This window comes from Streptomyces sp. NPDC050121, from assembly GCF_044460385.1.
Classification (GTDB): Bacteria; Actinomycetota; Actinomycetes; order Streptomycetales; family Streptomycetaceae; genus Streptomyces; species Streptomyces soliscabiei.
Genome location: NZ_JBITJV010000003.1, coordinates 489,374 through 505,435, shown reverse-complemented (window position 1 = coordinate 505,435; position 16,062 = coordinate 489,374). Strand labels below are relative to the sequence as shown.

Below are 16,062 nucleotides of genomic sequence, written 5' to 3'. Positions count from 1 at the left end.
CGCCAGTGCTCGGTGCGGTAGGCGTCATCGTAGACCTGGCCTTTCATGAGCTCGCAGGTCTCCTCTGGATCCAGGCCGCCGGAGAACGCTCCCCAGAGCCAGACGAGGGGGATTCCGGCGCCGGACAGCGCGGACAGCAGGAGCCAGAACAACGGCCGTCGCCGCCTGCGGTTCAGGACAGCCTTCCCGATCATGATCTGGTCTCCCCCGTCCGTCCCCGACAGATCAGCCGCTCGGCGTGCGTTGCTTGCCCTCCACCGACTCGACCGAGTCCACCGACTCGACCGAGTCCGCCGACGTCGGCGCATCCGCCGACTTGGTGCTCGCCGTCGCCGTCGCGAGCCGCGCTCTCGGGCCCATCAGCAGATACGACAAGCCGAAGCCGCCGCCCACCACCACCGCGCCGCCGACCGCGTCCAGGACCCAGTGGTTGCCGGTGGCCACGATCGCCGAGACCGTGAAGAAGGGGTGGAGCAGGCCCAGGGCCTTCATCCACCACTTCGGGGCGACGATCGCGATGACCAGGCCGCACCACAGGGACCAGCCGAAGTGCAGGGACGGCATCGCCGCGTACTGGTTGGTGAGGGCCGTCAGCGTGCCGTAGTCCGGCTTGGAGAAGTCCTGGGCGCCATGGACGGTGTCGATGACGCCCAGGTTCGGCATCAGGCGGGGCGGGGCCAGCGGGTAGAGCCAGAAGCCGACGAGGGCCAGCAGGGTCGCGAAGCCGAGCGACGAGCGGGCCCAGCGGTAGTCGACCGGGCGGCGCAGGTACAGGACGGCGAGGACCGACAGCGGCACCACGAAGTGGAAGGATTCGTAGTAGAAGTCGAAGAAGTCACGCAGCCAGCCGACCTTGACCACCGCGTGGTTGGCCCAGTGCTCGATGTCGATGTGCAGGAAGCGCTCGACGTCGAGGATCTGCCGGCCGTGGGCCTCCGCGCGGGCCCGTCCGCCGGAGTTCGTGCCGCCCGTCGCCGCCAGCCGGACCTGCTGGTAGGCCGCGTACGTCACCCGGATGAGCAGGAGCTCCAGGAGCAGGTTCGGGCGGGTCAGGACGCGCTTCATGAACGGCAGCAGCGGGACGTGCTTCCAGCGCGTCGGGATCGGGGCCGCGTGCTCCGTGGGGATCGGGGTCCGGTAGTGCGGGGAGGTGCGTGGGAGGAAGGGGACGACCGTGGCGGCGGCGAGCGCGGCCAGCAGGACAGCGTTGTCGCGCAGGGGGTACAGAGTCGCCATGTTCGGCAGCAGCATGTTCGCCGGGAGGGTCATCACGAGAATGACGGCCACCGGCCAGACATAGCGGTCGGAGGCGCGCTTGCCGCCCCTGCCGACCACCGCCAGCAGCACCCACAGGAGCTGGTGCTGCCAGGACGCCGGGGAGACGACGATCGCCGCACAGCCGGTCAGGGCCACCGCCAGCAGCAGCTGGCCGTCGCGGGCGTAGCGGACGGCGCGGCGGATGCCGAGGACGGCCACGGCCGCGCCCAGCGACAGGAACAGGACGATCTCCAGCGGGCCGGCGACGCCGAGGCGCAGCAGCGCGCCGTGCAGGGACTGGTTGGCCAGCGCGTCGGCCTCGCCGCCGAGGCCGACGCCCGCCGTGTGGTGCACCCAGTAGGTGTACGAGTCGTGCGGCATCGCCGCCCAGGCGAGCGCCGTGACTGCGGCGAAGGCGGCGCCGGTGGCGGCCGCGGCGCGGCGGCGGCCGGTGAACCAGAGCAGGGCGGCGAAGAGCAGGACCGTGGGCTGCAGGGCCGCGGCCATGCCGATCAGGGCGCCGGCCGCCCGCCAGTCCCGGGCGACGAAACAGCCGAGGAGGACGAGGAGGACGGGGAGGATGCTGGTCTGGCCGAGCCAGAGCGCGTTGCGCACCGGCAGCGACAGCATCAGCAGGCTGATGGCGACCGGCGCGGCCAGCAGCGACGTCCGTCTGTTGACCGGCTGGGGCAGGGAGCGGGCGACGACCAGACCGAGGGCGGCGACGAGCAGCAGGGTGCCGAAGGTCCAGCCCCAGCCGAGGGCCTGTTCGGCGGCCCGGGTCAGGGGCTTGAGGACGAGTCCGCCGAAGGGGGTGCCCGTGAAGCGTGTGGAGTCGTAGAGCGAGCCGTTGACGTGCAGCACTCCGTTGGGTCCGACCCAGGTCTCCAGGTCCGTCAGTCTCTCTCCGCGTGGGGTGCCGAGGACGACGGCCACCTGGCGTACGGCGAGGACCGCCGCCACCAGCCAGAGGCCGAGGCGGGCCGCGCGCAGCCGCGCTCTCGTCGTGTCGACCGCCGTCGACCCGAAGGCCTCCGTCGGCCGCCCGCTGTGCTCCGCATTCGCCACGACCGGTCGGCCTCCGCCCCGTTCGTTCCACACGTCTCGTGCGCGGGTTCCTGAGCGCACCTTACGAGGAGCCGAGACTCCCCCGGACAGAGACGCAGGCCACCCCTGATTCACCTGACGTCCGCTCTCCTTTTGTCCGGAAGACGATAGTGCTCCTGCGGCGGGGCCGCCGCCGCAGGAGCGGCTCGATGGCTGGATCAGGACGGCAGGTGGGCGACCGGCGACAGCCCCGTCGCACCCTTGTTGCGCAGCGGCTCTCGCCCCGTGCGCCGAACGGCTGAATTCCTCGGGCGGGGGGCCGTGGCACGCGGCGGAAGGGAAAACCGTGCGCGGCGGGTGGCGTTGACCTGTTCTAGTTAGCATTCCTAACGAGGTATGCCGACCATATGTCAGGCACACGATCAGGAACATGATCAAGCACACGATCAGGCACACGAGAGGCAGAGCGCATGAGCGAGTCGCAGGTCTGGGACGCCGTCGACGCCTACTTCATTGACCTACTCGCCCCGGACGACGAGGTGACGGCCGCCGCGCTGCGCGAAAGCGAGGCCGCCGAGCTGCCGCCCATCAACGTCACGGCGAACCAGGGCAAGCTGCTCCAGCTGTTCGCCGAGATGCAGGGCGCGCGGGCGATCCTGGAGATCGGCACGCTCGCCGGTTACAGCACGATCTGGCTGGCCCGTGCGCTCCCCGCCGACGGCCGTCTGATCTCGCTGGAGTACGACCCCCGGCACGCGGAGGTCGCCACCCGCAACATCGCCCGCGCGGGCCTCGACAAGGTGGTCGAGGTGCGGGTCGGGCCGGCCCTGGAGTCGCTGCCGCTGCTGGCCGACGAGAACCCGCCCCCGTTCGACCTCGTCTTCGTCGACGCCGACAAGGCCAACAACGCCCACTACCTGGAGTGGGCGCTGAAGCTCACGAGCGCGGGCAGTCTGATCGTCCTCGACAACGTCGTACGGGGCGGCCGGGTCATCGACGCGGGCAGCGAGGCCGGGGACGTGCTCGGCACCCGCGCCGCGATCGAGCTGATCGCCTCGCACCCGAGGCTCAGCGGCACGGCGATCCAGACGGTCGGGGCGAAGGGCTACGACGGTTTCGCGCTGGCGCGCGTCCTGGCGTAGCCGGCAAGCGGGAACGGGGAGCCGGGACGGGAGCCCACAGCCGTCACGCCTCGTGGTAGAAGCCCACGTTGACGCTGCGCGGCCCGGTGCGGTCGAGGACGATGATCTCGCCGGAGCCCGCCAGCGGCACGGTCCCGCCGTACGCGAGCTGCTGCGCGTACTCCCCGATCACCAGTCGCACCTCGGAGGACGGCTCGTCCTGCGAACCGCGCAGCCAGGTCACCTGCCAGGTGCCCTCGGGGCCGCACAGGAACTCCAGGTGCACGCGGGAGACGAACAGCCAGTCGTCCGGGGTCGCGAGACGGCACACGGACTTGTCCCGGCCCACCCGCAGCACGGCGCCCGGATCGCTGGGCGAGTCGGCCATCAGCATGCCGGCCGTGGCGCCCTCTTCCGTGCCGGAGACGGTGGCCATGGTCAGTTCGAGCACGTGCGCTCCCCTTGAGATGTCTGTGACATGCCTGTCGGCGTCCTGGGTCCTAAGTGTGCTTGTGCAGCCGCCGCATGATAAATCGCCCGGCCCCACCGCGTCCGGCACAATGGACGCATGACCGAGCGAAAGCCACCGGGTGTCCCGTTCGAGTCCTGGGTCGACAAGCAGATCCGTGACGCGGAGCGGCGCGGCGAGTTCGACCAACTCCCGGGCGCGGGAAAGCCGTTGCCGCCGGGCACGGACACCACGTACGACGAACTCTGGTGGATCAAACGCAAGATGGCCCGCGAGGGCCTTTCCGTCCTGCCGCCGACGCTCGCCCTGCGCAAGGAGGCGGAGGACGCGCTCGCGGCGGCGTACGCGGCGCCCTCGGAGCGCATCGTCCGGAAGATCATCACGGACGTCAACGTCAAGCTCCGCGACATGATGTTCAAGCCGCCGCCCGGCCCCCCGCTGGGCATGAAGCCGTACGACGTCGAAGCGGTCGTACGGGAGTGGCGGGAGCGCCGGGCGACGGCCGGGGAGTCCGGGACGTCACAGGTGTAGCAGTCGCTCCGTCAGGGCGCGGTAGTCCCGCAGGGCCAGGCGGAGTTGCTCGGTGTCGACGGTCGGCGCGGACGTGGCCGCCGTCGCCGCCCGGTCCTTGCCACCGTCACCCTTTCCGTTCGCCGACTCCTGCCAGGACCCGCGCAGGGTACGGCGGCGCCGGTCCACGGCGTCGGTGAGGCGGGCGGCGAGTTCTTCCAGCACCTGGTCCGCCTCCTCCACGGCGTCCCGGGGCCCGTCGACGAACCCGACGACCGCGTGCCGCATCCGAGAGGCGATCCGGTCGCACTCGTCCTCCGGGAGGAGAGGCGCCCCTTGACCGCCGGCGGGAGGCGCGGTCGCGGTGGCGGCGGGGGTGGCCGCGGCTGTCCCGGAAGCGACAGGAGCCCTGGAACCGGCCGTCGTGCGCCCGCGGGGATCGCCCTCGGCCGGCTCGGCCGGCTCGGCCGGCTCATCCGGCAGGACGCCCTCGCCGGGCGACACGGCCCCGGCCGCCGCGACGGTCCCGGCCGGGGATGGGGGCGGCGGCGGGGCAGGGGTCGGAGCCGGGGCGGGGGCCCGCATCGGGTCGTCCGGCCTGCGGCGGTTCCCCGGCCCCGTGCTCGTGCTCGTGCCCGTGCCCGTGCCCGTGCTCGTGCCGTGGTCCGTGCCCGGGTCGGGTGTCACGTTCGGTGTCGTGTCCGGCATGGTTCAGCCCTCCTTCGCCTGGTGGCGGTGGAAGCCCCACGGCAGGTGGTGGCCGGAGCGGGAGCGGTCCCCTCGTGCGGGCTGCTGAGCGCGGTGCCGGCCGGAGTCGCGGTGGGCCGGGCCGACCAGGTCGTCGAAGAGCGCGCGGGCCTCGACCATGGCGGCCCGCATGTCCTCCGTGCCGGGCGCGCGACCGTCGTCCACGCCACCTGCATCAGTCACCCCAGTCGCACCACCCCTATTGCCCGCGCCGGTCATATGGACGCGTGCGACGCGGTGGACGCGTCGGTAGCCGTGGACGTGGCGGGCGTGGTGGACGGAGAGGGCGGCGAGCTGCTCGTCGTACTGGGCGCCGTCCGGGAAGCCCCGGGCGCCCGCCACCTCCGCGAGGAGGTGGTCCGCCTCGGCGACCGCCTCCCGGGGCGAGTCGACGAAGCGCTCCTGCGCGGCCGTCCAGCGGGCCGTGAACCGATCGCGTTCGGCGGGCTCCAACGGCCGCTCGTGCAGCCCGCCGTGCCGCTGGACGAGAGCCTCCAGTTCCCGTTCGGCGGCCTTGACGTCCCCGTCGTGCCGGGCCACCGCCCGGTCGTACTCGGGTCCGAAGCGGTGCTTGAGGCTCCGTCCGCCGTGCGAGCCGCGGGCCCGTACGGCCAGGACGGCCGCGACGGCGACGACGGCCGCCACGATCACGATCAGAGCGATGATCACTCCTGTGGACATGCCTTGCCTTCCGGTGTGTCGGCCCCACGGGCCGGTTCCCGTTTCGGGTTGCCCGGACGGCCCCTCCCAAACGGCGAGCGGCGCACGGCGCACGGCACCCGAGGTCCTCGGAATTGAGGTGCGCAGCGTGTCTATTCGGCGGCGGACCGATCGACGCAGGGGTTGTGAACTGCTGGCGATCGAGTGCGCACGGGCGTGTTCTGGCGCGCATGGGTGGGCGTCCGGGCTGCGACGGGCCCGGCGCCCGGGAGGGGAACTGGAGTTTCCCTGTCGAATGGGTGACCTTTGCCGGTGGTGGTCGTTGGGTGTGGTGAGGGGTTCTGCGACTGACGCGGGAGGGGGCGGAAGGGATGGGCGGGTTGCGTGAGGTGGCGGCGCCGTCGTCGCCCTGGGGCCGTCCGGTGTGGCGGTGCGCGACCGGCTCAAGGGTCTGACTGTCAGGGACGAGGAGGTGCTGCGTCTGGTCGGTGACCATCTGGGCACGCTCGCCTGCCGGGACCTGAGGGCCCGCTGCGCGGCCGGGCTGGAGCACGACGGCGAGCGGTGGGCCGAACGCAAGCGCGCCCTCACACCGGAGTCCTCCTCGCGCTGGGCGCCCGGACGCGGAGCGAACGCGGCAGACCAGGACGCCCAACACCGTTCGGGACGTCCGGCTGAGCACGAGCCCTGGCACCAGGACTCACTCCCGCTCAGTCTTTAGGAACGGTGACGCATATCCGGTTGCGCGCCCCGCACACCGTCGCCGCAGAATGACCGGATGACGCTGACGTCCTGGACCATCGCCCCCGAACCCCACGACTCCCCGGTCGCCGGCGCGCTCTGGCGGGAGTACTACACGGAGGTCAGCGACCGCTGGTACCTGCTGCACGAGGGCCGGCGGACCGATCCGGACGAGCTGGAGCGGGAGATCGCCGCCCAGAGCTGGGCCGAACTCACCCCGCCCGGCGGGCAGTTGCTGGTCGGGCGGTACGACGGTGAGCCGGGCGGCTGTGCGGGTGTGCGGCTGCTGGACGCGACGACGGCCGAACTGAAGCGGGTGTTCGTGCGGGAGGGGCTGCGCGGGAAGGGCGGTGCGGCGCTCCTCGTCCGGGCCGCCGAGGACGCCGCCGTCGCTCTCGGCGCCGCACGGATGATCCTGGACACCCGGGGCGACCTCGTCGAGGCCCGCGCTCTGTACGCCCGGCTGGGCTACGCGGAGACCGAGCCGTACAACGACGAGCCGTACGCCGAGCACTGGTTCGCCAAGCCGCTCGGCCAGGACCTCAGCTGAGTCGGTGGTCGGTCACCACCCGTCCGCCGTACGGCTGTTCGCGGTCCGAGCCGCACAGTTCGTCGTTCAGTTCCTTGACCAGTTGGACGAGGTCGGTGGGCCGGTCCGGGCCCCACCAGTCGCCGAGCAGTTCGGCCAGCGACTCCTCACGGGCCTGCGCGAGCCGTTCGGCGACCTCGTGGCCCTCGTCGGTCAGCAGCATGTCGAGCCCCTCGCGGGCGGCGAGCCGGCGCTCCTCGACCTGCCGGGCCCCCTCGATGATCACCGGGAGCGGGACGGTGCTGCGCTCGGCGAGCACGCCCGGCTCGACACTGCCGTACCGCTTGATCCGCAGGAGCAGCCAGCTCGCGGCCGGGAGGAGGTCGTAGCCGGCCCGCGCGGTGATCTTCACATAGATCTCGCGGCGGCCCTCGCGGGTGCCGAGGACGGACAGCGCGCGGCACACCTCGTCGTACGACGACCGCTCGACCGGGTTGCTGGCGAGGGTCTCCGTCACGTCGGGGGCGGTGACCGAGCCGCGCAGCGGGTCCTCCTTGAGCAACCACGCCAGGACGAAGCCGAGGAGCGCGACCGGCGCCGCGTACAGGAAGACGTCGGTGATGGAGGAGGCGTAGGCGTGCAGAACGCGCGGCCGCAGCGCGGACGGCAGGTCGGCGATGCCGCGCGGGTCGGCCTCCAGCGCGCCCGGCGAGACCCCGGGCGGGAGCGGGACGCCCCGGAGGGCGTCGGCGAGCTTGTCGCCGAGGCGGCCGGCGAAGACCGTGCCGAAGACGGCGACGCCGAAGGAGGCGCCGATGGAGCGGAAGAAGGTCGCGCCGGAGGTGGCGACGCCGAGATCCTCGTAGGCGACCGCGTTCTGCACGATCAGCACCAGCACCTGCATGACCAGGCCCAGTCCGAGGCCGAAGACGAAGAAGTAGGCGCTCATCTCGCCGGTGGAGCTGTGCTCGTCGAGCCGGTGCAGGAGGAGCAGGCCCAGGGCGGTGACGGCGGTGCCCGTGACCGGGAACACCTTCCAGCGGCCGGTGCGGCTGACGATCTGCCCGGAGCCCGTGGACGACAGGAGCATGCCCGCCACCATCGGCAGCATGTGGACGCCGGACATGGTGGGCGAGACGCCCTGCACCACCTGGAGGAAGGTCGGCAGGTAGGTCATCGCGCCGAACATCGCGAAGCCGACGATGAAGCTGATCACGGCGGAGAGGGTGAAGGTGCGGATGCGGAACAGCTTGAGGGGGAGGACGGGTTCGGCCGCCCGCCGCTCCACCGACACGAACGCGAAGGCCAGTAGCACGCCCAGGACCGCCAGTGCGACGATCTGCGGCGAGCCCCAGTCCCAGGTGGTGCCGCCGAGGGAGGCCACCAGGACCAGGCAGGTGGCGACGGAGGCGATGAGGAAGGTGCCGAGGTAGTCGATGACGTGCTTGGTCGCCTTGAGCGGGATGTGCAGGACCGCCGCGATGACGGCGAGGGCGACGACGCCCACGGGCAGGTTGACGTAGAACACCCAGCGCCAGCTGAGGTGTTCGGTGAACAGGCCGCCCAGAAGCGGGCCGAGGACGCTCGTGGTGCCGAACACCGCGCCGAACAGGCCCTGGTAGCGGCCGCGGTCGCGCGGCGGGACGAGGTCGCCGACGAGTGCCATCGACAGCACCATCAAACCGCCGCCGCCCAGGCCCTGAAGGGCCCGGAAGGCGATCAGCTGCGGCATGTTTTGCGCCATTCCGCACAGCGCCGAACCGATCAGAAAGAGGACGATCGCGATCTGGAACAGCCTCTTGCGCCCGTACTGGTCGCCCAGTTTGCCCCACAGCGGGGTCGCGGCCGTCGACGCCAGCATGTAGGCCGTGACCACCCACGACAGGTGCTCCATACCACCCAGGTCACTGACGATGGTGGGCAGGGCGGTGGACACGATCGTCTGGTCGAGGGCGGCGAGGAGCATGCCGAGCAGCAGGGCGCCGATCGAGACGAGGACGTTTCCGGACACGTGTTCCTGACGTGGATCCGCCGTCCTGCTGTGCGCGTCCAAGGCCATGGATGCCTCCTGAGGCTCTGGTGACCCTTTCCATCGTGATCGGTGTGACCCGTTATGGCCTCTTGAGTCTCGTAAGCCCCCCTGATTCCTGGCGGAATATGACATTCCGGGGGGCGCGGGCGGCCCACTGTGTGGAGGATCTGCATAATCCTTGAAGTTTGGATGGGGAGGGACGAACACGTGATCGATCCGACGGGGCGGCAGGGGCCACCGGGGCAGCGGGGGCTGCCCTGCCCGCAGTGCGGAGCGCTCCGCGCGCCCGACAACACCCCGTCCTGCTCGTGCGCCCAGCGCGCCGCCGAGTCCCTGCGCGACACCCGCACGGCGGAGGCGGCCGCGGCGGAGGACTTCGATCCACTGCGGATACGGCCGTACGTGGAACTGGAGGGACAGCAGCCGCCCGCGGAGGGGGGCTCGGGTACGCCCCCGGAGGGGGGCTCGGGTGCGGCCGGGGGTGTGGCGTGGGCCGCGGTTTCGCCGGACGGTGAGCTGACCATGCCGCTGCCCGCGGTTTCGGCCGACGCGACGATGCCGTTGCGCGCGGTGGATCCCGCCGGGCCACCGCCGCACACGACGGCGGTGCCGTTCGCCCCTCCGGCCCCGCCCGCCGCCGGGCCCGGCGCCGGCGACCTGAGCCTGTTCGAGGCGGCGGCCGCCGGTGCCGCGCACCCCGACGACGAGGAACCGCGAAGCCCACGCCGTCGCCGGACGCTGCTGGTCGCGACGGCCACTGCCGTCGTGGCCGTGGTGGCCGCGGCCGGGTTCGCGAGCGGGCTGTTCTCCTACGACAAGCCGACGCGCGACGGGGCTGCTCCGAAGGACGTACGGGCGGCCGTGCCGGTCTCCTCGACGAGCGCGTCCTCCGGGACGCCGTCGGCGAGCACGTCCGCGCCCCCATCGGCCTCCGAGGCGTCGGCGTCCCCGTCCGAGAGAGCGACTCCGTCGCCCTCCGCGGCGAAGGAGAGCGCCTCGCCCTCGCCCTCGGCGTCGCCGTCGTCGTCGGCGGAGGCGGCCGCGAGACAGGCGACGCCGACCGCCCCCGTCAGCGCCTCCGCGAGGCCCGGGAACGGGGCCGACAAGAGCGCGCCGATCTCCGAGGGCACGGTCCTGCGGCGCGGCGACACGGGCGCCGAGGTGACCGAACTCCAGTTGCGGCTACGGCAGGTGTTCTTCTACAACGGCGAGGCCGACGGCACCTTCGGCAGCGAGGTCGAGGAGGCGCTGCGCAACTACCAGTGGTCCAGGGGGACGACGGCGGACGGGCTGGGCGTGTACGGGGCGGCGACGCGGACGAAGCTGGAGTCCGAGACGAAGGAACCGTGACGCGGGAGGTGGCGCGTCCTGCGCGGGGGACCCTTGGGGACCCCTACGAGCTGAAGGACAGCCGAACCCCGTCCGCCGCGACCTCCACCCGCACCTGCCGCAGATCCCGCACCACCACGTCCGGGCCGTGCACGGCCGCCCGCGGCCCCACGCCCACGACGCGCATCCCCGCGGAACGCCCCGCCGCGATGCCCGCGCCCGAGTCCTCGAAGACCACGCAGTCCGCCGGGGCGACGCCGAGCTCGGCCGCGCCCTTCAGGAAGCCCTCGGGGTCCGGCTTGCTCGCGCCCACCGATTCCGCGGTGACACGCACGTCGGGAAGTTCCAGTCCCGCCGCGGCCATCCGGGCGGTCGACAGGGGGACGTCCGCCGAGGTGACCAGCGCGTGCGGGACGCCCCGCAGGGAGGCGAGGAACTCCGGTGCGCCGGGCACCGGCACGACGCCGTCCAGGTCGGCGGTCTCCTCCGCGAGCATCCGCGCGTTGTCCGCCAGGTTCAGATGCATCGGACGGCCGGGCAGCAGCACGGCCATCGAGGCGTGTCCCTGACGGCCGTGGATCACCTTCATGACCTCGTCCCCGTCGAGCCCGTGCACGTCGGCCCAGCGCCGCCAGATGCGCTCGACGACGGCGTCGGAGTTCACGAGGGTGCCGTCCATGTCGAGCAGGAGGGCGCGGGCGGTCAGGACCGGCATCATCAGCTCCAGACACGTAGAAACAAGGCGGCCCCGCCCGCCGGTCAGGGAAAACGGGCGGGAGCCACTTTGTTTTCCCACGGTACAAAACAATCACCGCCCACCGCCACCCCCCACAGGAACCTCCAGCAACCGTTCACCATCCGTTCAGCCCAGCGACCCCGCCCCCGACTCCCCCCGCCCCCGGCTCAGCCGGCGGTTGCCTCCCACAGGCTCCATGCGCCGAGGGTCAGCATCAGGAGTGCCGCCATCCGGGTGATCAGTTGCAGCGGGACCCGCTTCATCAGGGCCTTTCCGCCGACGATGCCCAGGCCGGCGACCGCCCACAGCGCCAGCACCGCGCCGAGGCCGACGGAGAGGGGGTCGTCGTAGCGGGCGGCGAGGTTGGCCGTCATGATCTGGGTGAGGTCGCCGAACTCGGCGACGAGGATCAGCATGAAGCCCGCGCCGGCGACCTTCCAGAAGGACTGGTTCTCCGGCCGCCGGATCTCTTCGTCGTCCCCGTCCTTCTTCAGCAGCAGCACGGCCGCGCCACCCAGGAACAGCACGCCCGTCAGCACGTGCACGAGCCGCTGCGGGAGCAGGGTCAGCACGCTGCCCGCCGCGACGGCCAGCGCGACATGCAGCGCGAAGGCGGCGGCGACGCCGGCGAAGACGTACGAGGCGCGGTAGCGGGTGCCGAGGACGAGGCCGGCGAGTGCGGTCTTGTCGGGCAGCTCGGCCAGGAAGACGACGCCGAAGACGAGTGCCGTCACGGTGATGCTGATCAAGGTTCCTCAATCGGTCGGGGGCCGCCCCACCGAGAGTCCCGACTCCTCGGGAATGAGACACCTCGGCACGGCAGCACACAAGTCATCCGTGCCGTACGGCACGGATGTGCACTGCTTGCCGAAGGTCTCGCCGGCCGACCCGCCATGACGGGTCCGCCTCCGGGCGCCGGCTCAGACGAGCTGAGCAGTATGTCGACGGTCCGGCGAAGAGCTACTCCCCTTCTGCGCATCCCATTGTACGAGATCGTTCTGCCATAAACCTTGTCGTGTCATGAGCACGTCACTAACTTCTAACCGGACGCACACCTCCCCGCAATGCGACACGGCGAGCATTCCAATGCTCGCGCTCCAACACCCCCGCCTCCCCAAGGGAGTTCGCATGTCGAAGTTCTACGCGCGTGGACGGCTGAGCATACTCGCCGCCCTCACGGGTCTCATAGCCTCGGTCGGACTGTTCACCTCCCCGACCGCCTCCGCCGCTCTCCCCACCCCGGTCAGCGCCGCCACCGCGCGCAGCTACCTCGCCTCCCTCACCGTGGCGAGCGAGGTCAGGACCGGCTACAGCCGGGACCTGTTCCCGACCTGGATCACCATCAGCGGCACCTGCAACACCCGTGAGTACATCCTCAAGCGGGACGGTACGAACGTCGTCACCAACTCGGCCTGCACCGCCACCAGCGGCAGCTGGTACTCCCCCTACGACGGCGCCACCTGGACCGCCGCCTCGGACCTCGACATCGACCACCTCGTCCCGCTCGCCGAGGCCTGGGACTCCGGCGCCCGGAACTGGACCACCGCCCAGCGCCAGGCCTTCGCCAACGACGTCACCCGCCCGCAGCTGATCGCCGTCACGGACAACGTGAACCAGCAGAAGAGCGACCAGGACCCGGCCGAGTGGATGCCGTCGCTCACCTCCTACCGCTGCACGTACGTCCGCGCCTGGGTGCAGGTGAAGTACTACTACGACCTCTCGGTCGACTCCGCCGAGAAGAGCGCGCTGACGAGCTACCTCGCCAACTGCTGAACTTCTCGCCGCGTTGACGCCGGGGAGTCGAGGGTCCTGGCGCCGGCGGCCGGCCGGGGCTGTCACTCGCACGGGTGACAGTGATCGATGAGGTGCGCGGACGGGGAACGTGTGGTCTACGTTCACGGCATGGCACGGTTTCGGATGTACCCGACGGGCGAGCAGGAGCGGCAGATGCTGCTGCACTGCGCGCACGCCAGGTACGTCTGGAACCTTGCCGTGGAGCAGCATGCGCACTGGCGGAAGGGTCGCAGGTCCGCGCCCGGTTTCGCGGAGCAGTGCCGTCAGCTCACCGAGGCCCGGCGCGACAACGAGTGGCTGGGTGCCGGGAACGCGGACGTGCAGCAGCAGGCGCTGAAACGTGGCGCAGAAGTCGGGCCTGAACCGGTCCATCCTCGCCCAGGGCTGGGGTCTGCTGCGGCAGCGCACCGGGCACAAGGCCCCCGGCCGGGTCGAGGACGTTCCCGCGCCGTACACGAGTCTGCGGTGCAGTGCCTGCGGGTGGATCGAGAAGAAGTCGCGCAAGAGCCAAGCCGAGTTCGTCTGTTCGTCCTGCGGCTTCACCTGCAACGCGGACACCAACGCAAGCCACAACGTCGCGGCAGGACAGGGCGGGATCCCCCGCCCCCGGCGGACAGCCGGTACCGGAGGGACGACACCGCCCACGCGGTCGAAGAACGTCCGTGAACCTCAACCCAAACCGGCTGAAATCCCCCTCTTCTAAGAGGGAGAGGATGTCAAAACTCCATCCCCCTGTCGATACGGGTGGGCTTCCGCTTCGGCTGGAGCGCCGTGGCCCGTGCGCTCGGGCGGCGCTTCCGTCGGCACGGGCGCTGTCCGCGACCGCCCGCCGACTGGCGCAGGACCGGCGGGCCGTGGTTCGGCAACCAGCTCATGTCCCTGACGCTGAACGGCCGTTCGGCCCGGCTGCGGCTGGAGCAGGCGCGGGGGAACCGTGTGCTGGCCACCGTGGAGGAGTCCGACCTCACCACCTGATGCGGGACAACCGGGGCGTGTGGGGCCCACGTTGGCTTCCGTGACGGTGGGGGTCCTCCCGTTCTCGAAGAGTTCGGGGAGCATGATGAGGCGGACCGTCCGCTTCCGTCAGGGCCTCGCGGGCGGCCAGCTCCATCGCGCCCCACACGCCCGGGAGTCACCCCCTTGCCCTCAGTGAACGCCGGCCACGCCGGCCCTGCCGCCGATCTCGCCGTCGCCCTCGTCGGCGCCGGGCCGCGCGGCACCAGCGTCCTGGAACGTCTCTGTGCCTCAGCGCCCGAGCTGTTGCCGCCCGGGGTACGGCTGACCGTCCATGTCGTCGATCCCGCCCCACCGGGACCGGGGCGCGTGTGGCGGACCGCGCAGTCGCCGGAGCTGCTCATGAACACGGTGGCCTCGCAGGTGACCCTGTTCACCGACGACAGCGTGGACTGCGCGGGCCCGATCCGCCCGGGCCCGAGTCTGCACGCGTGGGCGGGCGGCGAGCTGGGACCGGACGAGTACCCGACCCGTGCGCACTACGGCCGCTACCTGGCGTGGGTGTTCGCGCGGACCGTGCGCCAGGCCCCGCCCTCGGTGCGCGTCGAGACGCACACGGCGAGCGCGGTCCGGCTCGACGACGCCGCCGACGGCCGGCAGGTCCTCACCCTGGACGACGGCCGTGTCCTGCCCGGCCTGTCCGCCGTCGTCCTCGCCCAGGGGCATCTGCCGGTGGTCGCCGACGCCGCCCGGCAGCGCCACGCCGCCCACGCCGAACGGCACGGCCTGCGCCATGTCCCGCCCGCCAATCCGGCCGACGTCGACCTCGGCGCGCTCGCCCCCGGTGAACCGGTCCTGCTGCGCGGCCTGGGCCTGAACTTCTTCGACCACATGGCCCTGCTGACCACCGGCCGGGGCGGCCGCTACGTCCCCGTCCCGCACGGCCTGCGCTACCTGCCCTCCGGCCACGAGCCGCGCCTGTACGCCGGCTCCCGGCGCGGCATCCCCTACCAGGCGCGCGGCGACAACGCCAAGGGGCCGTACGGGCGTCACACCCCGCGCGTGCTGACCCCGGAGGTGATCGCGGGCTTCCGCAAGCGCGCGGACTCCGGTGAGGCGCCCGACTTCCTCGCCGAGATATGGCCGTTGGTGGCGAAGGAGGTGGAGACGGTGTACTACGCGGCCCTCGTACGGCATGCGGAGTTCCCGGACCGGTTCCTCCCCGTCCCGCACCGCGCTCCCCAAGAGGCTCTGATACTCGACGAGTTCGGGGTGCCCGAGGCCGCCCGCTGGAACTGGGACCGGATCTCCCGGCCGTACGGGGAACGCCGGTTCGCGCATCCGGGGCAGTGGCGGGACTGGCTGCTGGCGTATCTGCGCAGGGACGCGGCGGAAGCCGCCCGGGGCAATGTCGACGGCCCGTCGAAGGCGGCCCTGGACGTGCTGCGCGACCTGCGCAACGAACTGCGGCTGATCGTCGACCACGCGGGGCTGGCCGGCGCCTCCCGCCGGGACCACCTGGACCGCTGGTACACACCGCTGAACGCCTTCCTGTCGATCGGACCGCCCCGCCGCCGCGTCGAGGAACTGGCCGCCCTGGTGGAGGCGGGGGTGGTGGAGGTGCTCGGGCCCCGGCTGGAGGTGCGGGAGGTGGACGGGGCCTGGCGGGCGCACTCGCCGCAGGTGCCGGGCTCGGCCGTCCGCGTGAGCACCCTCATAGAGGCCCGGCTCCCGGAGACGGACGTGCGCCGCACCGCCGACACCCTGCTGGCCCGGCTGCTGAGGACCGGACAGTGCCGTCCCCACACGGTGGACGGTTACGTGACCGGAGGACTGGATGTGACACAGCGCCCCTATCACCTGATTGACCGTCAGGGACAGTCGCACACAAGGCGATTCGCCTTCGGGGTGCCCACGGAAGGCGTGCACTGGGTCACCGCGGCGGGCGCCCGCCCGGGGGTGGATTCGGTCACGCTTTCGGACGCGGACGCGGTGGCGAGAGCCGTTCTACGTGCCGCGAAGGCGGAAACGGAGCCCCAAACGGAGCCCAAGTCATGGCCAAAAGTTGAACTTGAAAGCATCTATTAGGTCCACCTAACGTGAGTCGCTCGTTCGGTACCGCCGCCCCACCGGCCC

General features: G+C 71.7%; 14 protein-coding genes and 3 pseudogenes. 10 read left to right on the top strand and 7 right to left on the bottom strand.

What is annotated here, in order from left to right; all coding sequences use genetic code 11:
* Positions 1-225: 225 nt before the first annotated feature.
* Positions 226-2,325 (bottom strand): phosphatase PAP2 family protein, encoded by a 2,100-nt coding sequence (locus tag ACIBTS_RS07080; protein ID WP_399317152.1) that lies wholly within the window; start codon positions 2,323-2,325, stop codon positions 226-228.
* A 449-nt stretch (positions 2,326-2,774) separates the two neighbouring features.
* Between ACIBTS_RS07080 and ACIBTS_RS07075 the strand changes: the two genes are divergently transcribed.
* Positions 2,775-3,446: an O-methyltransferase gene (locus ACIBTS_RS07075; protein ID WP_399317150.1), complete on the top strand. Its 672-nt coding sequence runs from the start codon at positions 2,775-2,777 to the stop codon at positions 3,444-3,446.
* A gap of 43 nt (positions 3,447-3,489) precedes the next feature.
* Here ACIBTS_RS07075 and ACIBTS_RS07070 read toward each other — a convergent pair whose 3' ends face one another.
* A complete protein-coding gene (locus ACIBTS_RS07070; RefSeq protein ID WP_319340182.1) occupies positions 3,490-3,876 on the bottom strand; it encodes a hypothetical protein in 387 nt (128 codons plus the stop codon).
* 117 nt (positions 3,877-3,993) lie between these two features.
* On the opposite strand from ACIBTS_RS07070, the gene ACIBTS_RS07065 reads away from it, so the two are divergent.
* Positions 3,994-4,425, top strand: coding sequence for a DUF1992 domain-containing protein (locus ACIBTS_RS07065; protein ID WP_079662650.1), 432 nt, complete (start codon positions 3,994-3,996; stop codon positions 4,423-4,425).
* Here ACIBTS_RS07065 and ACIBTS_RS07060 read toward each other — a convergent pair.
* Together ACIBTS_RS07060 and ACIBTS_RS07055 are read right to left on the bottom strand one after the other, a co-directional pair.
* On the bottom strand, positions 4,414-5,112 hold the full coding sequence (locus tag ACIBTS_RS07060) for a hypothetical protein (protein WP_399317147.1): 699 nt from the start codon (positions 5,110-5,112) through the stop codon (positions 4,414-4,416). The genes ACIBTS_RS07065 and ACIBTS_RS07060 overlap by 12 nt on opposite strands.
* A gap of 3 nt (positions 5,113-5,115) precedes the next feature.
* Positions 5,116-5,832 carry a hypothetical protein gene (locus tag ACIBTS_RS07055; RefSeq protein ID WP_319677412.1) on the bottom strand — a complete coding sequence of 239 codons (717 nt, stop codon included), beginning with the start codon at positions 5,830-5,832 and terminating at the stop codon, positions 5,116-5,118.
* Between the two features lie 350 nt (positions 5,833-6,182).
* Between ACIBTS_RS07055 and ACIBTS_RS07050 the strand changes: the two are divergent.
* A pseudogene (locus ACIBTS_RS07050) lies at positions 6,183-6,487 on the top strand (IS200/IS605 family accessory protein TnpB-related protein); the annotation flags it as partial.
* 102 nt (positions 6,488-6,589) lie between these two features.
* On the top strand, positions 6,590-7,102 hold the full coding sequence (locus ACIBTS_RS07045; protein ID WP_399317145.1) for a GNAT family N-acetyltransferase: 513 nt from the start codon (positions 6,590-6,592) through the stop codon (positions 7,100-7,102).
* On the opposite strand, the gene ACIBTS_RS07040 is transcribed toward ACIBTS_RS07045, so the two are convergent.
* Positions 7,095-9,140, bottom strand: coding sequence for a DHA2 family efflux MFS transporter permease subunit (locus ACIBTS_RS07040; protein ID WP_399317142.1), 2,046 nt, complete (start codon positions 9,138-9,140; stop codon positions 7,095-7,097). The genes ACIBTS_RS07045 and ACIBTS_RS07040 overlap by 8 nt on opposite strands.
* 180 nt (positions 9,141-9,320) lie before the next feature.
* On the opposite strand from ACIBTS_RS07040, the gene ACIBTS_RS07035 reads away from it, so the two are divergent.
* Positions 9,321-10,463: a peptidoglycan-binding protein gene (locus ACIBTS_RS07035; RefSeq protein WP_399317140.1), complete on the top strand. Its 1,143-nt coding sequence runs from the start codon at positions 9,321-9,323 to the stop codon at positions 10,461-10,463.
* A 43-nt stretch (positions 10,464-10,506) separates the two neighbouring features.
* Here the strand turns inward: ACIBTS_RS07035 and ACIBTS_RS07030 are convergent, their stop codons facing one another.
* Both ACIBTS_RS07030 and ACIBTS_RS07025 read right to left on the bottom strand, forming a co-directional pair.
* A complete protein-coding gene (locus tag ACIBTS_RS07030) occupies positions 10,507-11,157 on the bottom strand; it encodes an HAD family hydrolase (protein ID WP_399317139.1) in 651 nt (216 codons plus the stop codon).
* A gap of 188 nt (positions 11,158-11,345) precedes the next feature.
* Positions 11,346-11,927 (bottom strand): TMEM165/GDT1 family protein, encoded by a 582-nt coding sequence (locus tag ACIBTS_RS07025; RefSeq protein WP_399317137.1) that lies wholly within the window; start codon positions 11,925-11,927, stop codon positions 11,346-11,348.
* 379 nt (positions 11,928-12,306) lie between these two features.
* On the opposite strand from ACIBTS_RS07025, the gene ACIBTS_RS07020 reads away from it, so the two are divergent.
* From ACIBTS_RS07020 to ACIBTS_RS07000, 5 genes and pseudogenes are all read left to right on the top strand, one after another.
* Complete coding sequence (locus ACIBTS_RS07020; RefSeq protein ID WP_079662644.1) at positions 12,307-12,951, top strand: HNH endonuclease family protein; 645 nt, start codon at positions 12,307-12,309, stop codon at positions 12,949-12,951.
* 87 nt (positions 12,952-13,038) lie between these two features.
* A pseudogene (locus tag ACIBTS_RS07015) lies at positions 13,039-13,146 on the top strand (hypothetical protein); the annotation flags it as partial.
* Positions 13,147-13,312: 166 nt separating this feature from the next.
* Positions 13,313-13,675 carry a zinc ribbon domain-containing protein gene (locus ACIBTS_RS07010; RefSeq protein WP_399317135.1) on the top strand — a complete coding sequence of 121 codons (363 nt, stop codon included), beginning with the start codon at positions 13,313-13,315 and terminating at the stop codon, positions 13,673-13,675.
* A gap of 17 nt (positions 13,676-13,692) precedes the next feature.
* Positions 13,693-13,947 (top strand): annotated as a pseudogene (locus tag ACIBTS_RS07005) (alkaline phosphatase family protein); the annotation flags it as partial.
* A gap of 165 nt (positions 13,948-14,112) precedes the next feature.
* Positions 14,113-16,014, top strand: coding sequence for an FAD/NAD(P)-binding protein (locus ACIBTS_RS07000; RefSeq protein ID WP_399317133.1), 1,902 nt, complete (start codon positions 14,113-14,115; stop codon positions 16,012-16,014).
* The last annotated feature ends 48 nt before the right edge of the window (positions 16,015-16,062 follow it).

What these genes read in the sequence shown, in the direction of transcription:
- ACIBTS_RS07065 (WP_079662650.1), top strand. Translation starts at nt 3,994, where the DNA reads ATGACCGAGCGAAAGCCACCGGGTGTCCCGTTCGAGTCCTGGGTCGAC.
- ACIBTS_RS07030 (WP_399317139.1), bottom strand. Translation starts at nt 11,157, where the DNA reads ATGCCGGTCCTGACCGCCCGCGCCCTCCTGCTCGACATGGACGGCACC.
- ACIBTS_RS07045 (WP_399317145.1), top strand. Translation starts at nt 6,590, where the DNA reads ATGACGCTGACGTCCTGGACCATCGCCCCCGAACCCCACGACTCCCCG.
- ACIBTS_RS07020 (WP_079662644.1), top strand. Translation starts at nt 12,307, where the DNA reads ATGTCGAAGTTCTACGCGCGTGGACGGCTGAGCATACTCGCCGCCCTC.
- ACIBTS_RS07060 (WP_399317147.1), bottom strand. Translation starts at nt 5,112, where the DNA reads ATGCCGGACACGACACCGAACGTGACACCCGACCCGGGCACGGACCAC.
- ACIBTS_RS07075 (WP_399317150.1), top strand. Translation starts at nt 2,775, where the DNA reads ATGAGCGAGTCGCAGGTCTGGGACGCCGTCGACGCCTACTTCATTGAC.
- ACIBTS_RS07055 (WP_319677412.1), bottom strand. Translation starts at nt 5,832, where the DNA reads ATGTCCACAGGAGTGATCATCGCTCTGATCGTGATCGTGGCGGCCGTC.
- ACIBTS_RS07040 (WP_399317142.1), bottom strand. Translation starts at nt 9,140, where the DNA reads ATGGCCTTGGACGCGCACAGCAGGACGGCGGATCCACGTCAGGAACAC.